General features: G+C 69.8%; 21 protein-coding genes. 19 read left to right on the forward strand and 2 right to left on the reverse strand.

Annotated elements, in window-relative coordinates; genetic code table 11:
- The first annotated feature begins 80 nt into the window (after window positions 1-80).
- From mqnC to PS467_RS23465, 4 genes are all read left to right on the forward strand, one after another.
- Window positions 81-1,280, forward strand: a complete 1,200-nt coding sequence (mqnC, locus tag PS467_RS23450; RefSeq protein WP_311036899.1) for a cyclic dehypoxanthinyl futalosine synthase — start codon at window positions 81-83, stop codon at window positions 1,278-1,280.
- On the forward strand, window positions 1,280-1,729 hold the full coding sequence (locus tag PS467_RS23455; RefSeq protein ID WP_311036900.1) for an imidazolonepropionase-like domain-containing protein: 450 nt from the start codon (window positions 1,280-1,282) through the stop codon (window positions 1,727-1,729). Before mqnC ends, PS467_RS23455 begins: the two co-directional genes overlap by 1 nt.
- A 54-nt stretch (window positions 1,730-1,783) precedes the next feature.
- Complete coding sequence (locus PS467_RS23460; RefSeq protein ID WP_311036901.1) at window positions 1,784-2,476, forward strand: demethylmenaquinone methyltransferase; 693 nt, start codon at window positions 1,784-1,786, stop codon at window positions 2,474-2,476.
- 135 nt (window positions 2,477-2,611) lie between these two features.
- Window positions 2,612-3,937 carry a geranylgeranyl reductase family protein gene (locus PS467_RS23465; RefSeq protein ID WP_311036902.1) on the forward strand — a complete coding sequence of 442 codons (1,326 nt, stop codon included), beginning with the start codon at window positions 2,612-2,614 and terminating at the stop codon, window positions 3,935-3,937.
- Between the two features lie 92 nt (window positions 3,938-4,029).
- Here PS467_RS23465 and PS467_RS23470 read toward each other — a convergent pair whose 3' ends face one another.
- Entirely contained in the window at window positions 4,030-4,812 is a 783-nt protein-coding gene (locus PS467_RS23470) for a VOC family protein (protein WP_268973637.1), read from the reverse strand.
- A gap of 239 nt (window positions 4,813-5,051) precedes the next feature.
- Here PS467_RS23470 and PS467_RS23475 point away from each other — a divergent pair, with 239 nt between their 5' ends.
- Window positions 5,052-5,471: a CBS domain-containing protein gene (locus PS467_RS23475; protein WP_268973638.1), complete on the forward strand. Its 420-nt coding sequence runs from the start codon at window positions 5,052-5,054 to the stop codon at window positions 5,469-5,471.
- Between the two features lie 102 nt (window positions 5,472-5,573).
- Here the strand turns inward: PS467_RS23475 and PS467_RS23480 are convergent, their stop codons facing one another.
- Window positions 5,574-6,389, reverse strand: coding sequence for a C40 family peptidase (locus PS467_RS23480; RefSeq protein ID WP_268973639.1), 816 nt, complete (start codon window positions 6,387-6,389; stop codon window positions 5,574-5,576).
- Between the two features lie 700 nt (window positions 6,390-7,089).
- On the opposite strand from PS467_RS23480, the gene PS467_RS23485 reads away from it, so the two are divergent.
- From PS467_RS23485 to nuoN, 14 genes are all read left to right on the forward strand, one after another.
- Window positions 7,090-7,449: an NADH-quinone oxidoreductase subunit A gene (locus PS467_RS23485; RefSeq protein WP_030834888.1), complete on the forward strand. Its 360-nt coding sequence runs from the start codon at window positions 7,090-7,092 to the stop codon at window positions 7,447-7,449.
- A 32-nt stretch (window positions 7,450-7,481) separates the two neighbouring features.
- On the forward strand, window positions 7,482-8,036 hold the full coding sequence (locus PS467_RS23490; RefSeq protein WP_311036903.1) for a NuoB/complex I 20 kDa subunit family protein: 555 nt from the start codon (window positions 7,482-7,484) through the stop codon (window positions 8,034-8,036).
- A 272-nt stretch (window positions 8,037-8,308) separates the two neighbouring features.
- On the forward strand, window positions 8,309-9,061 hold the full coding sequence (locus PS467_RS23495) for an NADH-quinone oxidoreductase subunit C (RefSeq protein WP_268973641.1): 753 nt from the start codon (window positions 8,309-8,311) through the stop codon (window positions 9,059-9,061).
- The gene (locus PS467_RS23500) at window positions 9,061-10,395 is read left to right on the forward strand and encodes an NADH-quinone oxidoreductase subunit D (protein WP_311036904.1); all 1,335 of its coding nucleotides are present in this window, start codon (window positions 9,061-9,063) and stop codon (window positions 10,393-10,395) included. The genes PS467_RS23495 and PS467_RS23500 overlap by 1 nt, the downstream gene beginning before the upstream one ends.
- Window positions 10,396-10,415: 20 nt before the next feature.
- Window positions 10,416-11,225 (forward strand): NADH-quinone oxidoreductase subunit NuoE, encoded by an 810-nt coding sequence (gene nuoE, locus PS467_RS23505; protein WP_268977075.1) that lies wholly within the window; start codon window positions 10,416-10,418, stop codon window positions 11,223-11,225.
- On the forward strand, window positions 11,225-12,607 hold the full coding sequence (nuoF, locus tag PS467_RS23510) for an NADH-quinone oxidoreductase subunit NuoF (RefSeq protein WP_268973643.1): 1,383 nt from the start codon (window positions 11,225-11,227) through the stop codon (window positions 12,605-12,607). Before nuoE ends, nuoF begins: the two co-directional genes overlap by 1 nt.
- Window positions 12,604-15,093: an NADH-quinone oxidoreductase subunit G gene (locus PS467_RS23515; RefSeq protein ID WP_311036905.1), complete on the forward strand. Its 2,490-nt coding sequence runs from the start codon at window positions 12,604-12,606 to the stop codon at window positions 15,091-15,093. Before nuoF ends, PS467_RS23515 begins: the two co-directional genes overlap by 4 nt.
- A gap of 26 nt (window positions 15,094-15,119) precedes the next feature.
- Complete coding sequence (nuoH, locus tag PS467_RS23520; protein ID WP_268977077.1) at window positions 15,120-16,448, forward strand: NADH-quinone oxidoreductase subunit NuoH; 1,329 nt, start codon at window positions 15,120-15,122, stop codon at window positions 16,446-16,448.
- On the forward strand, window positions 16,441-17,034 hold the full coding sequence (gene nuoI, locus PS467_RS23525) for an NADH-quinone oxidoreductase subunit NuoI (RefSeq protein WP_311036906.1): 594 nt from the start codon (window positions 16,441-16,443) through the stop codon (window positions 17,032-17,034). Before nuoH ends, nuoI begins: the two co-directional genes overlap by 8 nt.
- Window positions 17,031-17,978, forward strand: coding sequence for an NADH-quinone oxidoreductase subunit J (locus tag PS467_RS23530; protein WP_311036907.1), 948 nt, complete (start codon window positions 17,031-17,033; stop codon window positions 17,976-17,978). The genes nuoI and PS467_RS23530 overlap by 4 nt, the downstream gene beginning before the upstream one ends.
- Complete coding sequence (nuoK, locus tag PS467_RS23535; RefSeq protein WP_311036908.1) at window positions 17,975-18,274, forward strand: NADH-quinone oxidoreductase subunit NuoK; 300 nt, start codon at window positions 17,975-17,977, stop codon at window positions 18,272-18,274. Before PS467_RS23530 ends, nuoK begins: the two co-directional genes overlap by 4 nt.
- 16 nt (window positions 18,275-18,290) lie before the next feature.
- Window positions 18,291-20,231, forward strand: coding sequence for an NADH-quinone oxidoreductase subunit L (gene nuoL / locus PS467_RS23540; protein ID WP_311036909.1), 1,941 nt, complete (start codon window positions 18,291-18,293; stop codon window positions 20,229-20,231).
- 3 nt (window positions 20,232-20,234) lie between these two features.
- Window positions 20,235-21,899 carry an NADH-quinone oxidoreductase subunit M gene (locus PS467_RS23545; protein WP_311036910.1) on the forward strand — a complete coding sequence of 555 codons (1,665 nt, stop codon included), beginning with the start codon at window positions 20,235-20,237 and terminating at the stop codon, window positions 21,897-21,899.
- Window positions 21,896-23,548 carry an NADH-quinone oxidoreductase subunit NuoN gene (gene nuoN, locus PS467_RS23550; protein WP_311036911.1) on the forward strand — a complete coding sequence of 551 codons (1,653 nt, stop codon included), beginning with the start codon at window positions 21,896-21,898 and terminating at the stop codon, window positions 23,546-23,548. The genes PS467_RS23545 and nuoN overlap by 4 nt, the downstream gene beginning before the upstream one ends.
- Window positions 23,549-23,564 lie beyond the last annotated feature (16 nt).

The raw sequence follows: 23,564 nt of genomic DNA on the forward strand, positions 1-23,564 counted from the left end.
GGACACGTACTCGTACAGGCGTACAGGAGCTGGCGTACGCTGGGTCGGTCCACCCATAAACCTCCGAAAGGTACGCCCCGGTGTCCGCAAACGCAGAGGTGCAGGCAGTCCTCGACCGCGCCGCCGAGGGGGGCCGCATCACCCCGCAAGAGGCGCTCGACCTTTACCGCTCGGCTCCGCTGCACGCCCTGGGGGCCGCGGCCGACGCGGTCCGGCGCCGTCGCTACGCGGGCACCGAGCACATCGCGACGTACATCATCGAGCGGAACATCAACTACACCAACGTCTGCGTGACGGCCTGCAAGTTCTGCGCCTTCTACGCCGCGCCCAAGGACACCGACAAGGGCTGGACCCGCGATCTCGACGACATCCTGCGGCGCTGCGCGGAGACCGTCGAGCTGGGCGGCACCCAGATCATGTTCCAGGGCGGCCACCACCCGGACTACGGCGTGGAGTACTACGAGAAGCACTTCTCGGCCATCAAGGCGGCGTTCCCGCAGCTGGTGATCCACTCGCTGGGGGCGTCCGAGGTCGAGCACATGTCGCGGATCTCGGGCGTCTCGGTCGAGGAGGCCATCCGCCGGATCCACGCGGCCGGGCTGGACTCCTTCGCGGGCGCCGGCGCCGAACTGCTGCCGGAGCGGCCGCGCAAGGCCATCGCACCGCTGAAGGAGTCCGGTGAGCGCTGGCTGGAGATCATGGAGACCGCCCACAACCTGGGCGTGGAGTCCACCACCACCATGCTGATGGGCACCGGCGAGACCAACGCCGAGCGGATCGAGCACCTCCGCATGATCCGGGACGTGCAGGATCGCACCGGCGGCTTCCGCGCCTTCATCCCGTACACCTACCAGCCCGAGAACAACCATCTGAAGGGCCGCACGCAGGCGACCGTCTTCGAGTACCTGCGGATGATCGCCATCGCCCGGCTCTTCCTCGACAACGTCGCCCATATCCAGGGTTCCTGGCTGACCGTCGGCAAGGAGGCCGGCCAGCTGGCGCTGCACTACGGGGCGGACGACCTCGGCTCGGTGATGCTGGAGGAGAACGTGGTCTCCTCGGCGGGCGCCCGCCACCGCTCCAACCGGATGGAGCTGCTCCATCTCATCCGCGCGGCCGGCCGGGTCCCCGCCCAGCGCGCGACGACGTACGAACACCTGGTGGTGCACGACGACCCGGCGAACGACCCGGTCGACGACCATGTCGTCTCGCATCTGTCCTCGACCGCGATCGACGGTGGCACCGCCCACCCCGAGCTGACGGTGATCCAGGCGTCCTGATGCTCACGCTCCACTCGGCGCCCGTCGTCCGGACCACCACCGATGACGCGGCGCCGCTGCACGACGCGGCCGTCGCGGTCGACGGAGACCGCGTCGCGGCCATCGGCCCCCTGGACGAGCTGCGACGCGCCTATCCGCGGGCCCGGGTGCGGGAGTGGCCCGGGGAGCTCGGCCCGGCCCTGGTCCACGAGGGCCCGGTGCCGGATGCGCCCAGCCCGCGGGAGCGGATCCACGCCCTGCTGCGGCAGGGGGCGACCGCCGTCCTCGCGCGGCACCTCGGCGACCCCGAGCTGCGCGCGGCCGCCCACCGGGGCGGTATCGCCGTCCTGGACCGGCCGCGGCCGCCCGTCCTCGCCCCGGCGGGCCGCGCGGATCTGGCCGTCTTCGACGCGGACGGCGCCTGCCTGGCCACGGTGGTGGCGGGGCGGCTGGTGCACCGGCGCCGCTGAACCCGGGCGGGCCCCAGGCGGGGGCGCGGGGCGCACGAGGTGAACAATGGGGGCGTGAGCCGAGCATCCCTGGACAAGCAGCCGCGTGAAGTCGCCGCCATGTTCGACGGCGTGGCGGCCAAATACGACCTCACCAATGATGTGCTGTCGCTCGGGCAGGCCCGGCTGTGGCGCAAGGCGGTCGCCCGCGCCGTGGACGCGCGCGCCGGTGAGCGGGTGCTCGACCTCGCCGCCGGTACGGGAACGTCCTCGCTGCCCTTCCGGACGGCGGGCGCCTACGTGGTGCCGTGCGACTTCTCGCTCGGGATGCTCCGGGAGGGCAAGAAGCGCCACCCGCGGCTGCCGCTGACGGCGGGCGACGCGACCCGGCTGCCCTTCGCGGACGGGGTCTTCGACGCCGTCACGATCTCCTTCGGGCTGCGCAACGTCCAGGACACCGAAGGGGCGCTGCGCGAGATGCTGCGGGTGACCCGGCCCGGCGGACGGCTCGTCATCTGCGAGTTCAGCCACCCGACATGGGAGCCGTTCCGCACGGTCTACACCGAGTACCTGATGCGCGCGCTGCCGCCGATCGCGAGGTCGGTCAGCAGCAACCCGGACGCGTACGTCTACCTCGCCGAGTCCATCCGCACCTGGCCCGACCAGCCCCGCCTCGCCGCCCGGCTGCGATCGGCCGGCTGGGAGCGGCCGGCCTGGCGCGACCTCACGAGCGGAGTGGTGGCCCTGCACCGGGCGTACAAGCCGTAAGGCGGCCGTGGCTGCCGTAAGGCGGCCATGCGCGCCGTAAGGCGGCGGGGGCGGCCCTTCGCGAGTGCCGGAACGCGCCCCCCATAGACTGCAACTGTCCAGTGCCCGGCGCGACCGGCACGCCGTTACCGAGGCATGGGGAGACCCCGCGTGAGCGAGACCGCACCCACCGAGAGCGCGTCCTCCGGGATCTCGGAGCGCAGCGCCGATGTCATCGTCGTCGGCGCCGGGCCGGCCGGCTCCACCACCGCGTACCACCTCGCCAAGGCGGGGCTGGACGTGCTGCTGCTGGAGAAGACGGCCTTCCCGCGCGAGAAGGTGTGCGGTGACGGTCTGACCCCGCGCGCCACCAAGCAGCTCGTGGCCATGGGCATCGACATCTCCGAGGAGGCGGGCTGGCTGCGCAACCGGGGCCTGCGGATCCTCGGCGGCGGGGTGCGGCTGCAGCTCGACTGGCCGGAGCTGGCCGCGTACCCGAACTACGGCCTGGTCCGTAAGCGCGACGACTTCGACGAGCAGCTGGCGCGGCAGGCACAGAAGGCCGGGGCGCGGCTGTACGAGCGCTGCAATGTGGGCGCCCCGATCGTCGACGAGCGGACCGGCCGGATCACCGGGGTCGAGGCGAAGCTGGGCGAGGAGAAGGCGCCCGTCAACTTCCACGCGCCGTTGGTCGTCGCCGCCGACGGCAACTCCACCCGGCTCTCGCTCGCCATGGGGCTGCACCGGCGCGAGGACCGGCCGATGGGCGTGGCCGTGCGGACGTACTTCACCTCGCCCCGCCATGACGACGACTATCTGGAGTCCTGGCTGGAGCTGTGGGACCGCCGGGGTCCCCAGGACCGGCTGCTGCCCGGCTACGGCTGGATCTTCGGCATGGGCGACGGCACGAGCAATGTGGGCCTCGGCGTCCTCAACACCTCCTCCTCCTTCAAGGAGCTCGACTGGCGCGAGATCCTCAAGGCGTGGTGCGCCTCGATGCCGGAGGACTGGGGCTACACCCCGGAGAACATGACCGGCCCGATCCGCGGCGCCGCGCTCCCGATGGCCTTCAACCGGCAGCCGCACTACACCCGCGGCCTGCTGCTCGTCGGTGACGCGGGCGGCATGGTCAACCCGTTCAACGGCGAGGGCATCGCCTATGCGATGGAATCCGGGCAGATCGCCGCGGACGTGATCGTCCAGGCCCATGCCCGCGCCACCGCCCCCCAGCGCGAACTGGCCCTCCAGCGCTACCCGAAGGTCCTCAAGGACACCTACGGCGGCTACTACACGCTGGGCCGGGCGTTCGTGAAGCTGATCGGCAACCCGAAGGTCATGAAGCTGGCGACGCAGCGCGGGCTGACGCATCCGATGCTGATGCGGTTCACCCTGAAACTGCTCGCGAACCTGACCGATCCGACCGGCGGCGACGCCATGGACCGCATCATCAACGCCCTCACCAAGGTGGCCCCGCGGGCCTGAGGGGGCCTGGGGGCCCGGCTGGGCCTTAAGAGGCCGGCTGACGGTCTGAGGGTCCCGCCCGCGCCCGACAGGCACGTCCGGCGGTCCGGGGGCTATGCGCCCGGCCCGCCGCTGGTGATGACGCCGAACGGTGCCCCGCCCACATCCGTCAGCCAGGCCATCCGGCCGACCCCCTCGGCCGACATGGCCGGCATCAGCACCGAACCGCCCAGATCCTGCCCCTTGGCGACCACCGCGTCGCAGTCCGCCACCTCGAAGTACGGCAGCCATTGCGGCGGTGTCGAACGCCCCTCCTGGAGCTGGGCGGCGCCGCCGAAGGCGCCCTCCCGGCCGGCGCCGGACGTCATCAGCACCGTGTACGCCCCGCCGGGGAAGGACATCTCCTCGGTGTCCCAGCCGAAGACCTTGCGGTAGAAGGCCAGGTCCCTGGTGGGCTCGGGGGAGTGCAGCTCGGTCCAGCACAGGGTGCCCGGGTCGGTGACCGCGTCCAGCCCCACCGTCCTGCCGGGCTGCCAGACGGCGAAGCGGGCGCCGCCCGGGTCGGTGAACTGGGCCATCCGCCCCTCCTCGAAGACGTCGAACGGGGCCAGCCGCACCTTGCCGCCCGCCTGCTCGACGGTCTTCGCGGTCGCCTCGGCGTCAGGGGTGTGGAAGTACGGCGTCCAGGCGGGCCGTGATCCCTCCTCGGTGAGCGGCCCGACGGCCGCGACGGTCTTGCGGTCCAGGGTGAAGAAGCCGTACCCGCCCGCCTCGGGGCCGGCCGACTCGAAGTGCCAGGCCATCAGTGAGCCGTAGAAGGCCGCGGCCGCTTCGATGTCGGAGGCGCCCAGATCGAGCCAGTTGGGGGCGCCGGGCACGTAGTCGGTGGTGAGCATGGGGCGCTCCTTCGACGGTCGGGCGCGAAGGCGCACAAACTTCTCGAAGTCCTCGGATTACCTCATTACTCAGTCTGGCACCGGCCACCGACGGCCGCCGCCGGGCTCGACATGACGGCGCCACGGGCCGGTGGTGACAATGAAGGCAGGGGCGCCGTGCGCGCCAGCCGCGGCGACGCCGGATCGATCGGGCCCACAGGGCCGGCTCCGCCACCGGTGGGCCTGTCAGGAGGTACACCATGACCAAGGCAGCGGACATCATGCACCCGGGCGCGCAGTGGATACCGGAGAACGAGACGGTGCTGCGGGCCGCCCAGCTGATGCGGGACCTGGAGGTGGGGGCCCTGCCGGTCAGCGACAGCAACGAGCGGCTGTGCGGCATCGTGACCGACCGCGACATCGTCATCGACTGCATCGCGGACAACTGCGACCCGTCCCAGACGCCGGTGAGCCGGCTCACCAAGGGCACCCCGCGCTGGATCCCCGCGGACGCCGATGTCAGGGACGTCCTGCGGGAGATGGAACAGCACAAGATCCGCAGGCTGCCGGTGATCGACAAGAACAAGCGGCTGGTCGGAATGATCTCCGAGGCGGATCTGGCCCATCACCTCAGCGACGACCTCCTCGGCGAGTTCGTGGAGAAGGTCTACGCGCAATAAGTCGTGAGGCCGCCGTCCGCGCTGGGGACGGCGGCCCCATGACGGGCGAAAGCCGTGCGGAACACGCTCGGCGAACGCCTTGTGGAACGCTCGGCGAGCGCCTTACAGGACGCGCACGGCCCCGGTGGGCATGTCGTAGTCCAGCGGGCGCTCGACGATGCCGGTGCTCGGGTTCTGGGCGCCGATGAACTTGCCGTCGCCGATGTAGACGCCGACGTGGTACGCGCTGCCCGCGCTGCCCCAGTAGAGCAGGTCGCCCGGCTGGAGGGAGTCCAGCGAGACCTGGGTGCCGGCGGTGGACTGGTCCTGGGAGACCCGCGGCAGGCTCACGCCGATCTGCTTGAAGGCGGCCTGGGTCAGCCCGGAGCAGTCGTAGGACGACGGACCGGTGGAGCCCATCACATACGCCTTGCCCAGCTGCGCCTTCAGGAAGCCGATCAGCGCGGCGACATTGCCCGAGGCGTTGCTGACACTGGCCGTGGACAGCGTGGTGCGCTCGGCGGACCGCGACGCCTTCGCCGCCTGGGCCTTCGCCTCGGCCGCGCGCTTGGCGGCCGCCTTACGGGCCGCCTCCCGGGCTTCCTTCGCCTTGCGGTCGGCCTCCGCCTTGGCCTTCTTGGCGGCGGTCTTGGCGTGCGCGGCTGCCTCGTCCTGCTGCGCCTGGAGCTCGTAGTCGGACGCGGCCTGCTGGGTGGCGTCGGCGGTCTGGGCGGCCGTGCTCGCCAGCGTGGCGCTGACGGTCGGCATCTCCACGGTCGAGTCGGCGGCAGCGGCGTTCGACTCCGTGGCGGAGGCGGGCACGGCGGCACCGGCCACCGCGAGGGTGAGGAAGCCACCGGTCACCCCTGCGCGGAGTGCGCGTGTGGACGCGGCACGGCGGGGCTTCCGGTGGCTGGGTATGTGTGCGACTGGGGACATAGGTCACTGGCTACCAGGGCCATTGGGCCCAGATCAACAAAAGTGGGGTCCGCCACATTTGGCGTGGACACGCTCAAAATCTGGGCTAAATGATCTTCATCGCACGGTCGGCCGGCATGCCCGAATTTCTCGATCATGTGTCTACGCACGGCATTTGACGGCCATGCGGTGCCCGCGTGCGGCTTACCACTGATGCGGCCCGCGTACAAAGGATTCCCGTGAATCCGAGATCCACAACCAGTTCGGGCGTGGGATACCTCACTCCCCCCGAACCCCTCCCGGCTCGCTCGTGAACGCGTGCGCGAACCGGTGATCAATCGGTGCCGGGACCAAGGTCACTCATGAGGATGGCGGCCAGATATCAGCTGACGCTGTCCATCGCAAATTTGCATGTATGTACCATGTCTTGGTAAGGGCGCGACGCGCTCACCTGTGATGACGTCTCCGAATGTCACGTCTCGTGGTCGTTCGGATGCTTCACGTACAAGATCGCCGCTCATCCGACTTCATGATCCTTCGTCAGGTGGTGGAGATCACAAAGACGTTGTCGTACCCCGTGTCGCAGATCACAGACCGACGGGCATAGGATGCAGGCGAAACGGGCTTGTGAACTGCCTCACATGTGCGCGATCTTCGTGGGGCGACGGCATGTCCGTGCGGTCCGCCAACCAGTCATCGTCGACTGAAGGGAGCGAGGACGGTGAACGCATACGCGCCCATCCTCGTACTGGGAGCCCTCGGGGCAGGATTTGCGATCTTCTCGGTGCTCATGGCCGCGATCATCGGCCCCAAGCGCTACAACCGGGCCAAGCTCGAAGCCTATGAGTGCGGCATCGAGCCGACTCCGCATCCGGCCGGCGGTGGGCGCTTCCCCATCAAGTACTACCTGACGGCGATGCTCTTCATCGTCTTCGACATCGAGATCGTCTTTCTCTACCCCTGGGCCGTCACCTTCGACGCCCTCGGCCTGTTCGGGCTCGTGGAGATGCTCCTCTTCGTGCTCACCGTCTTCGTCGCCTACGCCTACGTATGGCGACGCGGCGGCCTGGAGTGGGACTAAAGGGGCTCAAGAGGAGATAGGGGAAACATCGCATGGGTATCGAAGAGAAACTGCCGAGCGGGTTCCTGCTCACCACCGTGGAACAGGCCGCCGGTCTGGCTCGCAAGTCCTCCGTCTTCCCGGCCACCTTCGGCCTGGCCTGCTGCGCCATCGAAATGATGACCACCGGCGCCGGGCGCTATGACCTCGCGCGCTTCGGCATGGAGGTCTTCCGCGGCTCGCCCCGCCAGGCCGATCTGATGATCGTCGCCGGGCGCGTCAGCCAGAAGATGGCCCCGGTGCTGCGCCAGGTCTACGACCAGATGCCGAACCCGAAGTGGGTCATCTCCATGGGCGTCTGCGCCTCCTCCGGAGGCATGTTCAACAACTACGCGATCGTCCAGGGCGTCGACCACATCGTCCCGGTCGACATCTATCTGCCCGGCTGTCCGCCGCGTCCCGAGATGCTCATGGACTCGATCCTCAAGCTGCACCAGAAGATCCGCGAGGAGAAGCTCGGCGTCAACCGCGAGCGTGCGGCCCGTGAGGCGGAGGAAGCGGCGCTGAAAGCGGTGCCGACGATCGAGATGAAGGGGCTGCTTCGGTGAGCGACGCGCACGAGGCCGCCGGGCCGCAGACGACGACGAAGGCCGCACCTCTGCGCCTCGTGGGCGGAGAAGCGAACGGAGGGACACGGTGAGCGACGCGCACGAGGCCGCCGGGCCGCAGACGACGACGAAGGCCGCACCTCTGCGCCTCGTGGGCGGAGAAGCGAACGGAGGGACACGGTGAGCGACGCGCACGAGGCCGCCGGGCCGCAGACGACGACGAAGGCCGCACCTCTGCGCCTCGTGGGCGGAGAAGCGAACGGAGGGACACGTTGACTGAGGCCAATGGGGTCAACGGACCCAACGGGGTCAACCCGGACCAGGACCTCAATGCCGAGAACCTCCCCGGTCGCCGCGGCGACCAGGGCGAGCCCATCCGCGTCCAGCGCGGCATGTTCGGCGCCAACAACGGCGGCGACACCACCGGCTACGGCGGGCTGGTGCGCCCCGTACGGCTGCCCGGCCAGGCCACCCGGCCGTACGGGGGCTGGTTCGACGAGGTCGCCGACGAACTCGAGGGCGCGCTCGAGGAGCAGTCGCTGCTCCCGGAGAACGCCATCGAGAAGACCGTCGTGGACCGCGGTGAGCTGACCTTCCACATCGCCCGCGAGCACCTGCCGCGGGTCGCCCGGACCCTGCGCGACGACCCGGCGCTCCGCTTCGAACTGTGCACCGGCGTCAGCGGAGTGCACTTCCCCGGCGACAAGGGCCGTGAGCTGCACGCCGTCTACCACCTGCGGTCGATCACCCATAACCGGGTGATCCGGCTGGAGGTGAGCGCCCCCGACAGCGATCCGCACATCCCGTCGATCGTCGATGTCTATCCGACCAACGACTGGCACGAGCGCGAGACCTACGACTTCTTCGGCCTGATCTTCGACGGTCATCCCGCGCTGACGCGGATCATGATGCCCGACGACTGGCAGGGCTTCCCGCAACGCAAGGACTACCCGCTCGGCGGCATCCCCGTCGAGTACAAGGGCGCCCAGATCCCGGCTCCGGACCAGCGGAGGTCGTACAGCTGATGACTGCCCCCCACGCAACCCCCTCGGCGTCCGCGCGCGAGACGACCGAAGGCACCGTCTACACCGTCACCGGCGGTGACTGGGACGAGGTCGTGGCCGCCACGGCGAAGGCCGACGACGAGCGGATCATCGTCAACATGGGTCCGCAGCACCCCTCCACCCACGGGGTGCTCCGGCTGATCCTGGAGATCGACGGCGAGACGGTCACCGAGACCCGCTGCGGAATCGGTTATCTGCACACCGGAATCGAGAAGAACCTCGAATTCCGGAACTGGACGCAGGGCACCACCTTCGTGACGCGCATGGACTATCTGACGCCCTTCTACAACGAGGCGGTGTACTGCCTGGGCGTCGAGAAGCTGCTCGGCATCGAGGACCAGATCCCGGACCGGGCCTCGGTGATCCGGGTGCTGCTGATGGAGCTCAACCGGCTCTCCTCGCACCTGGTGGCCATCGCCACCGGCGGTATGGAGCTCGGCGCGACCACGATCATGATCTACGGCTTCCGTGACCGCGAGATGATCCTGGACATCTACGAGCTGATCACCGGTCTGCGGATGAACCACGCGTACATCCGGCCCGGCGGTCTCGCGCAGGATCTGCCGCCGGGCACGGTCGACCAGATCCGGGCCTTCCTGAAGACGATGCGCAAGAACATGGCCGAGTACGACAAGCTGGCCACCGGGAACCCGATCTTCAAGGCACGGCTCCAGGACGTCGGCTATCTCGACCTCGCCGGCTGCATGGCGCTCGGCGTGACCGGTCCGATACTGCGGGCCACCGGACTCCCGCACGATCTGCGCAAGTCCGATCCGTACTGCGGCTATGAGACCTATGACTTCGAGGTGCCGACCGCCGACACCTGCGATGCCTACGGCCGCTTCCTGATCCGGCTGGAGGAGATGCGCCAGTCGCTGCGGATCGTCGAGCAGTGCCTGGACCGGCTGGAACCGGGGCCGGTGATGGTCGCGGACAAGAAGATCGCCTGGCCCGCGCAGCTGGCGCTCGGTCCGGACGGCCTCGGCAACTCCCTGGACCACATCAAGAACATCATGGGCACCTCGATGGAGGCCCTGATCCACCACTTCAAGCTGGTGACCGAGGGATTCCGGGTCCCGCCCGGACAGGTGTACGCGACGGTCGAGTCGCCCAAGGGCGAGCTGGGCGCACACATGGTCAGCGACGGCGGCACCCGCCCGTACCGCGTCCACTTCCGCGACCCGTCCTTCACCAATCTGCAGGCCGTGGCGGCGATGTGCGAGGGCGGCCAGGTCGCCGATGTGATCGTCGCCGTCGCATCCATCGACCCCGTGATGGGAGGAGTGGACCGGTGAGTGCCGAAGTGCAGCTGGGAATGCCGGAGCTGCCTGCCCCCGACTACCCGGCCGAGGTGCGCGCCCGGCTCGAGGCGGACGCCCGGGAGGTGATCGCCCGCTACCCGGACAGCCGCAGCGCACTGCTGCCGCTGCTGCACCTGGTGCAGTCCGAGGAGGGCCATGTCACCCGGACCGGGATGCGGTTCTGCGCCGAGCTGCTGGACCTCACCACCGCCGAGGTCACCGCCGTGGCCACCTTCTACACGATGTACCGGCGCAAGCCCTCCGGCGACTACCAGGTGGGGGTGTGCACCAACACCCTGTGCGCGGTGATGGGCGGCGACGCGATCTTCGAGGAGCTGCAGAGCCACCTGGGGGTGGGCAACGGGGAGACCACCGAGGACGGCAAGGTCACCCTGGAGCACATCGAGTGCAACGCGGCCTGCGACTACGCACCCGTGGTGATGGTCAACTGGGAGTTCTTCGACAACCAGACCGTCGAATCCGCCAAGCGGCTCGTCGACGATCTGCGGGCGGGCCGGACCGTCGAGCCGACCCGGGGCGCACCGCTGTGCACCTACAAGGAGACCGCCCGCATCCTGGCCGGCTTCCCCGACGCGCGGCCGGGCGCCGTCGAGGCCGGCGGCTCCGCGGGGCCCGCCTCGCTGGTCGGGCTGCGGCTGGCCAAGGGCGAGGCGGCACCCGGCCGGGTCGTCTCGCCGAGGTCCGCGGACGCCCCGCAGGACGAGGCACCGCCGACGCATCCCAGCTCGCACGACGCGCCGCAGCGGACCTCCGCCTCCGATCCGCATCACCCGGCCGGTCCGGTCGCCGAGGAGGGGGAGTGATGACCGTGACAACCGAGATCAATGGGCACAGCCCCGAGAAGCTGCTGGCACCCGTGCTCTCCGCGTTCTGGGACCAGCCGAACTCCTGGGCCCTGCGCACCTATCTGCGGCACGAGGGCTACGAGGGCATGCGCAAAGCCCTCGCCATGGACCCCGACGCGGTGATCGCGCTGGTGAAGGAGGCGGGTCTGCGCGGCCGCGGCGGCGCGGGCTTCCCCACCGGAATGAAGTGGCAGTTCATTCCGCAGGGCGATGGCAAGCCGCACTATCTCGTCGTCAACGCGGACGAGTCGGAACCGGGCACCTGCAAGGACATCCCTCTTCTCTACGCCAATCCGCACGCCCTCATCGAGGGCATGGTCATCGCCTGTCACGCCATCCGCTCCGAGCACGCCTTCATCTATCTGCGCGGCGAGGTCGTCCCCGTGCTGCGGCGGCTGCACGAGGCCGTTCGCGAGGCGTACGAGGCGGGCTACCTCGGCACCGCGGAGCGGCGACGGCAGAAGCTCGGGGTGGACGGACTTCCCGGTCTCGACATCACGGTGCACGCCGGCGCCGGCGCGTACATCTGTGGTGAGGAGACCGCACTGCTGGACTCGCTGGAGGGACGCCGCGGCCAGCCCCGGCTGCGGCCTCCCTTCCCCGCGGTCGCCGGTCTGTACGCGTGCCCCACTGTCGTCAACAACGTCGAATCCATCGCCTCGGTTCCCTCGATCCTCAACAAGGGCAAGGAATGGTTCCGTTCGATGGGCAGCGAGAAGTCCCCGGGCTTCACGCTCTACTCCCTCTCCGGCCATGTGGCCAACCCCGGACAGTACGAGGGCCCGCTCGGGATCACCCTGCGCCAGCTGCTCGAGATGAGCGGCGGGATGCGCCCCGGCCACCGGCTGAAGTTCTGGACCCCGGGCGGCTCGTCCACCCCGCTGCTCACCGATGAGCACCTCGACGTCCCGCTGGACTACGAGGGCGTGGGCGCGGCCGGATCGATGCTGGGCACCAAGGCGCTCCAGTGCTTCGACGAGACCACCTGCGTGGTGCGGGCCGTGACCCGCTGGACCGAGTTCTACGCGCATGAGTCCTGCGGCAAGTGCACACCCTGCCGCGAGGGCACGTACTGGCTGGTGCAGCTGTTGCGCGACATCGAGGCCGGCAAGGGACGCATGGACGACCTCGACAAGCTGGCGGACATCGCCGACAACATCAACGGCAAGTCCTTCTGCGCCCTCGGCGACGGCGCGGCCAGCCCCATCTTCTCCTCGCTGAAGTACTTCCGCGCGGAGTACGAGCAGCACATCACCGGCGGAGGCTGTCCGTTCGACCCGGCCAAGTCCACCGCCTGGGCCGACCAGCCGCGCTCCACTCACCTGGGGGTGAACGCATGACCGTGACCACCAACGCACCCTCGTCGGGCGGGGAGGCGGCGGTGCCGCGCGAAGATCTGGTCTCCGTCACCATCGACGGGATCGAGATCTCCGTTCCCAAGGGGACGCTGGTCATCCGGGCCGCCGAACTGCTCGGCATCGAGATCCCGCGGTTCTGCGACCATCCGCTCCTCGACCCGGCCGGCGCCTGCCGCCAGTGCATCGTCGAGGTGGAGGGCCAGCGCAAGCCGATGGCCTCCTGCACCATCACCTGCACCGACGGGATGGTGGTCAAGACACAGCTCACCTCGCCGGTGGCCGAGAAGGCGCAGCGCGGGGTGATGGAGCTGCTGCTGATCAACCATCCGCTGGACTGCCCGGTCTGTGACAAGGGCGGTGAATGCCCGCTACAGAACCAGGCGATGAGCACCGGTTCGGCGGAGAGCCGCTTCGAGGGGCGGAAGCGCACCTTCGCCAAGCCGGTCCCGATCTCGGCCCAGGTGCTGCTGGACCGCGAGCGCTGTGTGCTGTGCGCGCGCTGCACCCGCTTCTCCAACCAGATCGCGGGCGACCCGATGATCGAGCTGCTGGAGCGGGGCGCGCTCCAGCAGGTGGGCACCGGCGAGGGCGATCCGTTCGAGTCGTACTTCTCGGGCAACACCATCCAGATCTGCCCGGTGGGCGCCCTGACCTCGGCGGCGTACCGCTTCCGCTCCCGCCCCTTCGACCTGGTCTCCTCGCCGAGCGTGTGCGAGCACTGCGCGGGCGGCTGCGCGACCCGCACCGACCACCGGCGCGGCAAGGTGATGCGGCGGCTGGCGGCGGACGACCCCGAGGTCAACGAGGAGTGGATCTGCGACAAGGGCCGCTTCGGCTTCCGCTACGCGCAGCTTCCGGACCGGCTCACCACCCCGCTGGTGCGCGACCGCGCGACGGGGAAGCTGGAGCCGGCGAGCTGGCCCGAGGCGCTGGACGCGGCGGCCGCGGGGCTCGCGATGGCGCGCGGCCGCACCGGCGTGCTCACCGGCGGCCGGCTGACCGTCGAGGACGCCTACGCCTACGCGAAGTTCGCCCGGCTCGCCCTGGACACCAACGACATCGACTTCCGCGCCCGTACCCACACCGACGAGGAAGCCGACTTCCTGGCCACCCATGTCGCGGGCCGGGGCCGTGATCTGGACGGCAGCGGACTCAGCTACACCACGCTGGAGCAGGCCCCGGCCGTCCTGCTGGTCGGTTTCGAGTCCGAGGAGGAGTCGCCCGGCGTCTTCCTGCGGCTGCGCAAGGCGTACCGCAAGCGCGGTCAGCGCACCTTCTCGCTGGCCACCCACGCCACCCGGGGCCTGGAGAAGGCGGGCGGCACCCTGCTGCCGGCCGCCCCCGGCACCGAGACCGAGTGGCTGGACGCCATCGCGGGCCGCACCGGGCTGGACGAGAGCGGGGAGCGGGCCGCCGAGGCGCTGCGCCAGGAGGGCGCGGTGATCATCGTGGGCGAGCGGCTGGCGTCCGTGGCCGGCGGGCTGACCGCCGCTGTACGGGCCGCCGCCGCCACCGGGGCCACGCTCGCCTGGATTCCGCGCCGGGCCGGGGAGCGCGGCGCGATCGAGGCGGGCGCGCTCCCCGGGCTGCTGCCCGGCGGCCGCCCGGCCCACGATCCGCGGGCCCGCGAGGAGGTCTCCTCGGTCTGGGGGACCACCGATCTTCCGCACCAGGTGGGCCGGGACACCGGCCAGATCATCGAGGCCGCGGCGGTCGGCGGGCTGGGCGCGCTGCTGGTCGCGGGCGTCGAGGTCGGCGATCTGCCCGATCCGGCGCGGGCGCTGGAGGCGCTGGACGCGGTGGACTTCGTGGTCAGCCTGGAGCAGCGGCCCTCGGAGGTCACCGAGCGGGCCGATGTGGTGCTGCCGGTCGCGGCGGTCGTCGAGAAGTCCGGCACCTTCCTCAACTGGGAGGGACGGGCCCGGCCGTTCGAGGCGGCGCTCAAGCCCGACCAGATGACCCGCCGGCACACCCTCCCGGACGCCCGCGTGCTGCACATGCTGGCCGACGTGCTGGACACGCCCCTGAACCTGCCGGACGTCGAGGCGGTACGCGCCGAGATGACCCGGCTCGGCACCTGGCAGGGCCCGCGCGCCACCGGCTCGCGGGAGACTGGCGTGCCGCTGCCCCGGCCGGCCGAGGGCGAGGCGGTGCTCGCCGGCCACCGGCTGCTGCTCGACCAGGGCCGGCTCCAGGACGGCGATCCGGCGCTGGCCGGGACCCGCCACGCGGCGGTGGCCCGGCTCTCGGCGGCCACGGCGGTCGAGGCGGGCGTCGAGGACGGTCAGACCGTCCGGGTCACCGGCCCGGCCGGCTCCGTCCAGCTGCCGCTGAGCGTCACCCCGATGCCCGACCGGGTGGTCTGGCTGCCGCTGGCCTCCGTCGGCGGCGGCGTCCAGCGCGATCTCGGGGCCCGCCCCGGCGATGTTGTCACGATCACTGCCCCCGCGACGGAGGTGACCCAGTGAGCTATCTCGCCGCAGAGGACCTGTCGATGTTCGGCCGCGACCCGTGGTGGCTGATCCTGATCAAGGCCGTCTTCTGCTTCGCGTTCCTGATGCTGACGGTGCTCATTTCCATCGTCATGGAGCGCAAGGTGGTCGGCTGGATGCAGCTGCGCATCGGGCCCAACCGGCACGGCCCTTGGGGCATGCTCCAGTCCCTCGCGGACGGCGTGAAGCTGATGTTCAAGGAGGACGTGGTCGTCAAGGGCGCGGACAAGGTGGTCTACGTCCTGGCGCCGGTCGTCGCGGCCATCCCCGCCTTCATGGCGGTCGCGGTGATGCCGTTCGGCCCGTCCGGTGGCGAGATCTCGATCTTCGGCCACCGCACCGCGATGCAGCTGACCGACCTGCCGATCGCCGTCCTCTACATCCTGGCCACCGCCTCGGTGGGCATCTACGGCATCGTGCTGGCGGGCTGGTCCTCCGGATCGACGTATCCGCTCCTGGGCGGCCTGCGCTCCTGCGCCCAGATGATCAGCTACGAGATCGCGATGGGCCTCTCCTTCGCGGCCGTCTTCCTCTACTCCGGGTCGATGTCGACCTCGCAGATCGTCGAATCGCAGCACGACCGCTGGTACGCGGTGCTGTTGCCGGTCTCGTTCCTCATCTACATCGTCTCGATGATCGGTGAGACGAACCGGGCGCCCTTCGACATGCCGGAGTCCGAGGGCGACCTGGTGGGCGGCTTCAACACCGAGTACTCGTCGATCAAATTCGCGATGTTCATGCTCGCCGAGTACGTCAACATGGTCACCGTCTCGATGGTCGCCGTCACCCTCTTCCTCGGCGGCTGGCGGGCACCCTGGCCGATCAGCACCTTCTGGGAGGGCGCCAACCACGGCTGGTGGCCGATGCTGTGGTTCCTCGGCAAGGTCGTCGTATCGCTGTTCGTCTTCATCTGGGTGCGCGGCACGCTGCCGCGCGTCCGCTACGACCAGTTCATGAAGCTGGGCTGGAAGGTGCTCATCCCGATCTCGATGGTCTGGCTGATGCTGGTCGCCACCGTCCGGGCGCTGCGCAACGAGAACTACGACTACCAGGACATCGTGCTGTACGTGGGCGGCGCGGTGATCGCGCTGCTGCTGCTGTCCTTCGTGGTCGACTTCTTCCGCGACCGTTCGTCGGCGCAGGCCGAGGCCGGAGCGGAACCGGGACCGGAGCCCGCCTTCGATCCGATGGCGGGAGGTTTCCCGGTGCCGCCGCTGCCCGGCCAGACCTTGCCGCCCGTCCCCCGCCGACGTCCCCGCCGCGAGCGCGAGTTGATTGTCAGTGGTGGCACCGACACTGTCAGTGACGGAAAGGAGGCCGACGGTGTCTGACTTCCAGAACCCGGTGGCCGGCTTCGGCGTGACCTTCAAGGCCATGTTCAAGAAGCGGCTCACCGAGCAGTACCCAGAGCAGAAGAAGCCCACCGCGCCCCGCTTCCACGGACGCCACCAGCTCAACCGGCACCCGGACGGGCTGGAGAAGTGCGTCGGCTGTGAGCTGTGCGCCTGGGCCTGTCCGGCCGACGCGATCTATGTGGAGGGCGCGGACAACACCGACGAGGAGCGCTACTCCCCGGGCGAGCGCTACGGCCGCGTCTACCAGATCAACTACCTGCGCTGCATCCTGTGCGGCCTGTGCGTCGAGGCGTGCCCCACCCGGGCGCTGACCATGACCAATGAGTACGAGCTGGCCGACCGCAGCCGCGAATCGCTCATCTACACCAAGGAGGAACTGCTCGCCGGGCTCGAGGACGGGATGGTCGACTCCCCGCACGCCATGTACCCCGGCACGGACGAGCAGGACTACTACCGGGGTCTGGTCACCGAGGCCGCGCCCGGGACCACCCGGCAGACCGCGGCCGGCGAGGGCGAGACCCTGTCCGACCAGGCCGCGGGGAACGAGGAGGTGCAGGGATGAGCGGCGCCCTGGCCGCGGCCTCCACCACCTCCACCGGTGAGGCCTTCCAGTTCTGGGTGCTCGGCACCGTCGCCGTGATCGGCGCGCTGTGCACGATCCTGATGCGCAAGGCCGTGCACAGCGCCCTGTGCCTGGCGGGCACGATGATCGTCCTGGCGGTCTTCTACCTCGCCAACGGCGCGTACTTCCTGGGCGTCGTGCAGATCGTCGTCTACACCGGCGCGATCATGATGCTCTTCCTCTTCGTGGTGATGCTGGTCGGCGTCACCGCCGCCGACTCCCTCAAGGAGACCCTGAAGGGGCAGCGCTGGCTCGCCGCCCTCTGCGGGCTCGGCTTCGGCATCCTGCTGTGCGCCGGGATCGGCAATGCCTCGCTGAAGACGTGGAACGGCCTGGGCCAGGCCAACTCCGGCGGCAATGTGGAGGGCCTGGCGGCCCTGGTCTTCACCAAATACGTCTTCGCCTTCGAGATCACCGGCGCGCTGCTGATCACCGCGGCGGTCGGCGCGATGGTGCTGACCCACCGCGAGCGCACCGAGCGGGCCCGCACCCAGCGCGAGCAGTCCGAGGCGCGGGTGCGCACCGGCCGGAACGTCCCGCCGCTGCCCGCCCCCGGTGTCTACGCCCGGCACAACGCGGTGGACATCCCCGGTCTGCTGCCCGACGGCACCCCGTCCGAGCTGACCGTCAACGCGACGCTGCGCGGCCGCGGCCAGATCCGGGACGTCTCCCAGGAGTCGCTGGCCGAGCTGGCGGCGCTGGAGCAGCGCTCCCAGCGCTGGCTGGGCCGGACGGCCACGGGCGGCGGCAAGAGGGACGAGGACCGGGCGCGGGGGCGAAACGGCGAGAACACCGGGAACGGCGGGAACGCCGAGAACGCCGAGGACACAGAGACCACCGAGAACGCCGAGAACGCCGGGCATTCGAGGGGAGCCGCCAAGTGAATCCGGTCAACTACCTCTACCTGGCCGCCCTGTTGTTCACCATCGGTGCGGCCGGTGTCGTGATCAGGCGGAACGCGATCGTCCTCTTCATGTGCGTCGAGCTGATGCTGAACGCGTGCAACCTGGCGTTCGTCACCTTCTCCCGGCTGCACGGCAATCTCGACGGCCAGATCATCGCCTTCTTCACGATGGTCGTCGCGGCGGCGGAGGTCGTGGTCGGCCTCGCGATCATCGTCACCGTCTTCCGCGCCCGCCACTCGGCCTCGGTCGACGACGCCAGCCTGATGAAGCTCTAGAAGGGGTCGCGTTCAAGTGGAGAACCTCATCGGATTGCTCGTCGCGGCGCCGCTGCTCGGCGCGGCCCTGCTGCTGTGCGGGGGGCGGCGGCTGGACGGCAAGGGCCATTACCTCGGCACGGTGCTCGCCGCGGCCTCCTTCGTGATCGGCGCGGTGCTCTTCGCCGAGATGCTCGGCCGCGGCGAGCACGACCGGGCCCTGCACAGCAAGGTCTTCAGCTGGATCCCGGTGGGCGGCTTCCGGGCGGACGTCGCCTTCCAGCTCGACCAGCTGTCGATGACCTTCGTGCTGCTGATCACCGGTGTGGGCACACTGATCCACATCTACTCGATCGGCTATATGGAGCACGACGAGCGCCGCCGCCGCTTCTTCGGCTATCTCAATCTCTTCCTCGCGGCGATGCTGCTGCTCGTCCTCGCCGACAACTACCTGTTGCTGTACGTCGGCTGGGAGGGCGTCGGCCTCGCCTCCTACCTGCTCATCGGCTTCTGGCAGCACAAGCCCAGTGCGGCGACGGCGGCCAAGAAGGCGTTCATCGTCAACCGCGTCGGCGATATGGGCCTGTCGATCGCGATCATGCTGATGTTCACGACGTTCGGGACCTTCACCTTCGCCCCGGTGCTGACGGACGCGGACCACGCGGGCGAGGGCAAGCTCACCGCGATCGGGCTGATGCTGCTGCTCGCCGCCTGCGGCAAGTCGGCCCAGGTGCCGCTGCAGTCCTGGCTCGGGGACGCGATGGAGGGCCCGACCCCGGTCTCGGCCCTGATCCACGCGGCGACCATGGTGACCGCCGGGGTGTATCTGATCACCCGCTCCGGCGCGATCTTCGAGGGCGCACCGGACGCCCAGGTCGCGGTGGTCACGGTCGGCGCGGTCACGCTCCTCTTCGGTGCGATCGTCGGTTGCGCCAAGGACGACATCAAGAAGGCCCTGGCCGGGTCCACCATGTCGCAGATCGGCTACATGGTCCTGGCCGCCGGGCTCGGCCCGATCGGCTATGTCTTCGCGATCATGCACCTGGTGACCCACGGCTTCTTCAAGGCGGGGCTCTTCCTCGGCGCCGGATCGGTCATGCACGCCATGAACGACGAGGTCGACATGCGCAAGTACGGCGGCCTGCGGAGGTACATGCCGGTCACCTTCGTCACCTTCGGGCTCGGCTACCTCGCGATCATCGGCTTCCCGGGTCTGTCCGGCTTCTGGTCCAAGGACAAGATCATCGAGGCGGCGTTCGCCAAGGGCGGCACCGAGGGCTGGATCCTCGGCGGCGCGGCCCTGCTGGGTGCGGCCATCACCGCGTACTACATGACGCGGGTGATGCTGCTGACCTTCTTCGGCGAGAAGCGCTGGGGCACCACCCCGTCGCCCGACGAGCCCAGCGCCGAGCCCGCCGCCGAGTCGGCCGGGGCACATGCGGAACCGCATCCGCACGAGTCGCCGAAGTCCATGACCATCCCCATGATCGTGCTGGCCGTGGGATCGGTCTTCGCGGGCGGGCTGTTCAGCCTCAACGACTCGTTCCTGAAGTGGCTGGAGCCGGTCACCGGCCACAGCCACGGCGACTCCCCGCTCAGTGCCGCGGCGGTCACCGCCGGGACGATGGTCGTGCTGGCGATCGGTGTCGCGCTCGCCTGGGCGCAGTACGGACGCCGGCCGGTGCCGCGGACCGCCCCGCGCGGATCCCTGCTCACCCGGGCCGCCCGGCGCGATCTGCTCCAGGACGACTTCAACCATGTCGCGCTCGTCAAACCCGGCCAGTATCTGACCCGCGGTCTGGTCTATGTCGATCACAAGCTGGTCGACGGGGTGGTCAACGGCACCGCGGCCTCGGTCGGCGGACTCTCCGGCCGGCTGCGGAGGTTCCAGAACGGCTACGCCCGTACGTACGCGGTCTCGATGTTCGGCGGTGCGGCGGTGCTCATCGCCGCGACCCTGCTGATGAGGGCGGTCTGAGTCATGTCATTTCCCCTGCTGACGGCCACGGCCGTGGTGCCCGCGCTCGGTGCGGTCGCCACCGCCGCCGTGCCCGCCGCCAAGCGCGCCGCCGCCAAATGGGTGGCGCTGGGCTTCTCGCTGGCCACGCTCGTCCTCGCGGCGATCGTGCTGGTCCGCTTCGATCCCGACGGCGGCCGCTTCCAGCTCACCGAGTCCCATGCCTGGATCAAGGACTTCGGGGTCCGCTACGTACTGGGCGTGGACGGGATCGCGGTCGCGCTGATCGCGCTCACCGCGGTGCTCATCCCCTTCATCATCCTGGCGGGCTGGCATGACGCCGATCCGCTCGAAGGCGCCCGCCCCAACCGCCGCTGGCGGCCCACCCAGGGCTTCTTCGCGCTGATCCTGCTGGTCGAGGCTATGGTGGTGATCTCCTTCGAGGCCACCGACGTCTTCCTCTTCTACATCTTCTTCGAAGCCATGCTGATCCCGATGTACTTCCTCATCGGGGGCTTCGGGGACCGGGCCGGGGGCCGCTCCGAGGAGGAGACGGCCACTCAGCGCTCCTACGCCGCGGTGAAGTTCCTGCTCTACAACCTCGCGGGCGGGCTGATCATGCTGGCCGCGGTGGTCGGGCTGTACGCGGTCACCGCCGATCACCTCGGCAGCGGCACCTTCTCGCTCCAGGAGATCGTCCAGGCACGAGCCGGCGGCCGGCTGGACATGTCGTCCAGTACCGAGCGGCTGCTGTTCCTCGGCTTCTTCTTCGCCTTCGCGGTGAAGGCGCCGCTGTGGCCGCTGCACACCTGGCTGCCCAACGCGATGGGGGAGTCCACCGCCCCGGTCGCCGTGCTGATCACCGCGGTCGTCGACAAGGTCGGCACCTTCGCGATGCTCCGCTTCTGCCTCCAGCTCTTCCCGGAGGCCAGCAAGTGGGCCACCCCGACGATCCTGGTCCTCGCGCTCATCAGCATCATCTACGGGGCGCTGCTGGCGATCGGCCAGCGGGACATCAAGCGGCTGATCGCCTACGCCTCGATCTCCCACTTCGGCTTCATCATCCTGGGCATCTTCGCGATGACCAGCCAGGGCCAGGGCGGCGCCACCCTCTACATGGTCAACCACGGCGTCTCCACGGCCGCGCTGATGCTGGTGGCCGGGTTCCTGATCACCCGGCGCGGCTCGCGGCTCATCGAGGACTACGGCGGGGTGCAGAAGGTCGCCCCGGTGCTCGCCGGCACCTTCCTGATCGGCGGGCTCGCCACCCTCTCGCTGCCCGGACTGGCGCCGTTCATCAGCGAATTCCTGGTCCTGGTCGGCACGTTCAGCCGCTATCCGGCGTTCGGCGTCATCGCGACCGTCGGCATCGTGTTGGCGGCGCTGTACGTCCTGATCCTCTACCAGCGCACCATGACCGGTCCGGTGAAGGCCGAGGTGCGGTCGATGCCCGATCTGCGGGCGCGTGAGCTGGTCGTGGTGGCCCCGCTCATCGCGCTGCTGATCTTCCTCGGGGTCTATCCGAAGCCGCTGGCCGACATCGTCAACCCGGCGGTCGACCACACGCTGTCCGTGGTGGACAAGAAGGATCCCAAGCCCGATCACCCGGTCACCGACGCGGGCTGGTTCCATTACAGCCCGGCGTCCGAGGGTGCTTCCCACGACGGTGCTTCCGGAGGTGCCAAGTGACTCACGCGGCCACTGTCCACAGCCTGTGGACAACAGCGGCGGCGGCCCCCGACAAGATCCCGTCGCCGGATATCGAATACGGCCAGCTGTCGCCCACGCTGATCGTGCTCGGCGCCGCGATCGTCGGCGTCCTGATCGAGGCGTTCCTTCCGCGCCGGCAGCGTTATGTCGCGCAGCTGTTCGTCTCCGTGGTCGCCCTGGCCGCGGCGTTCGCCGCGGTGATCGGCCTCGCCGCCGGCGACTACGGCACCAGCAAGTCCCGGGTCGCGGCCATGGGCGCGATCGCCGTCGACGGACCGGCGCTCTTCCTCCAGGGCACCATTCTCCTGGTCGCGCTGGTGGCGGTGTTCACCTTCGCCGAGCGGCGGCTGGACCCGGTGGCGCACGGCAACCGCGTCGACTCCTTCGCGGCGCAGGCCGCCGCCGTGCCCGGCGGCGACGCCGAAAAGGCCGCCGTCAAGGCCGGTTTCACCACCACCGAGGTCTTTCCGCTGGTCCTCTTCGCGGTCGGCGGCATGCTGGTCTTCCCGTCCGCCAATGACCTGCTGACGCTCTTCGTGGCGCTGGAGGTCTTCTCCCTGCCGCTGTACGTCCTGTGCGCGCTCGCCCGGCGCCAGCGCCTCCTGTCGCAGGAGGCCGCCGTCAAGTACTTCCTGCTGGGCGCCTTCTCCTCGGCGTTCCTGCTCTTCGGCATCGCCCTGCTGTACGGCTACGCGGGCACGGTCACCTACTCCGGGATCGCGGACGTCGTCGACGGCCAGGTCAGGAACGTCACCCCGGCGCTGGCCGGGACCATGGGCAATGACGCGCTGCTGCTGATCGGCGGGGCGATGCTGCTGATGGGGCTGCTGTTCAAGATCGGCGCGGTGCCGTTCCACATGTGGACCCCGGACGTCTACCAGGGCGCCCCCACCCCGGTGACCGGCTTCATGGCCGCCGCTACCAAGGTCGCGGCCTTCGGCGCGCTGCTGCGGTTGCTGTACGTGGTGCTGCCGGGGCTGCGCTGGGACTGGCGGCCGGTGATGTGGGGCGTCGCCATCGTCACCATGCTGGGCGGTGCGATCGTGGCCGTCACCCAGACCGATGTGAAGCGGCTGCTGGCGTACTCCTCGATCGCCCATGCCGGGTTCATCCTGGCCGGTGTCATCGCCACCACGCCCGAAGGCATCTCCTCCGTCCTCTTCTACCTGGCCGCGTACTCCTTCGTGACCCTCGGCGCCTTCTCCGTGGTCACCCTGGTGCGGGACGCGGGCGGTGAGGCCACCCATCTGTCCAAGTGGGCCGGGCTCGGCCGCCGTTCGCCCCTGGTGGCCGCCGTCTTCGCGGTCTTCCTGCTGGCCTTCGCCGGTATCCCGCTGACCAGCGGCTTCGCCGGGAAGTTCGCGGTCTTCAAGGCGGCGGCCGACGGTGGGGCGGGCGCGCTGGTCGTGATCGGTGTGATCTCCTCGGCGATCGCCGCGTTCTTCTACATCCGGGTGATCGTGCTGATGTTCTTCAGCGAACCGCGCACGGACGGCCCGTCCGTGGCGGTGCCGAGCCCGCTGACCTCGTCGGCCATCGCGATCGGTGTGGCGGTCACGGTGGTCCTGGGCGTCGCCCCGCAGTACTTCCTGGACCTCGCGAGCCAGGCGGGGGTCTTCGTCCGGTAGCGGATGGTCGACGGCG

The sequence above is a fragment of the Streptomyces luomodiensis genome, from assembly GCF_031679605.1.
In the GTDB taxonomy this organism is placed as follows: Bacteria; Actinomycetota; Actinomycetes; order Streptomycetales; family Streptomycetaceae; genus Streptomyces; species Streptomyces luomodiensis.

Bases quoted from the DNA above. Each gene is read 5' to 3' on its own strand.
- PS467_RS23470 (WP_268973637.1), bottom strand. From the start codon at position 4,812: ATGCTCACCACCGACTACGTGCCCGGCGCCCCCAACTGGCTCGATCTG.
- nuoH (WP_268977077.1), top strand. From the start codon at position 15,120: ATGTTCGGCCGCGACCCGTGGTGGCTGATCCTGATCAAGGCCGTCTTC.
- PS467_RS23455 (WP_311036900.1), top strand. From the start codon at position 1,280: ATGCTCACGCTCCACTCGGCGCCCGTCGTCCGGACCACCACCGATGAC.
- PS467_RS23465 (WP_311036902.1), top strand. From the start codon at position 2,612: ATGGGGAGACCCCGCGTGAGCGAGACCGCACCCACCGAGAGCGCGTCC.
- PS467_RS23515 (WP_311036905.1), top strand. From the start codon at position 12,604: ATGACCGTGACCACCAACGCACCCTCGTCGGGCGGGGAGGCGGCGGTG.
- PS467_RS23490 (WP_311036903.1), top strand. From the start codon at position 7,482: ATGGGTATCGAAGAGAAACTGCCGAGCGGGTTCCTGCTCACCACCGTG.
- PS467_RS23480 (WP_268973639.1), bottom strand. From the start codon at position 6,389: ATGTCCCCAGTCGCACACATACCCAGCCACCGGAAGCCCCGCCGTGCC.
- PS467_RS23475 (WP_268973638.1), top strand. From the start codon at position 5,052: ATGACCAAGGCAGCGGACATCATGCACCCGGGCGCGCAGTGGATACCG.
- PS467_RS23500 (WP_311036904.1), top strand. From the start codon at position 9,061: ATGACTGCCCCCCACGCAACCCCCTCGGCGTCCGCGCGCGAGACGACC.
- nuoF (WP_268973643.1), top strand. From the start codon at position 11,225: ATGACCGTGACAACCGAGATCAATGGGCACAGCCCCGAGAAGCTGCTG.
- PS467_RS23545 (WP_311036910.1), top strand. From the start codon at position 20,235: ATGTCATTTCCCCTGCTGACGGCCACGGCCGTGGTGCCCGCGCTCGGT.
- nuoE (WP_268977075.1), top strand. From the start codon at position 10,416: ATGCCGGAGCTGCCTGCCCCCGACTACCCGGCCGAGGTGCGCGCCCGG.
- PS467_RS23530 (WP_311036907.1), top strand. From the start codon at position 17,031: ATGAGCGGCGCCCTGGCCGCGGCCTCCACCACCTCCACCGGTGAGGCC.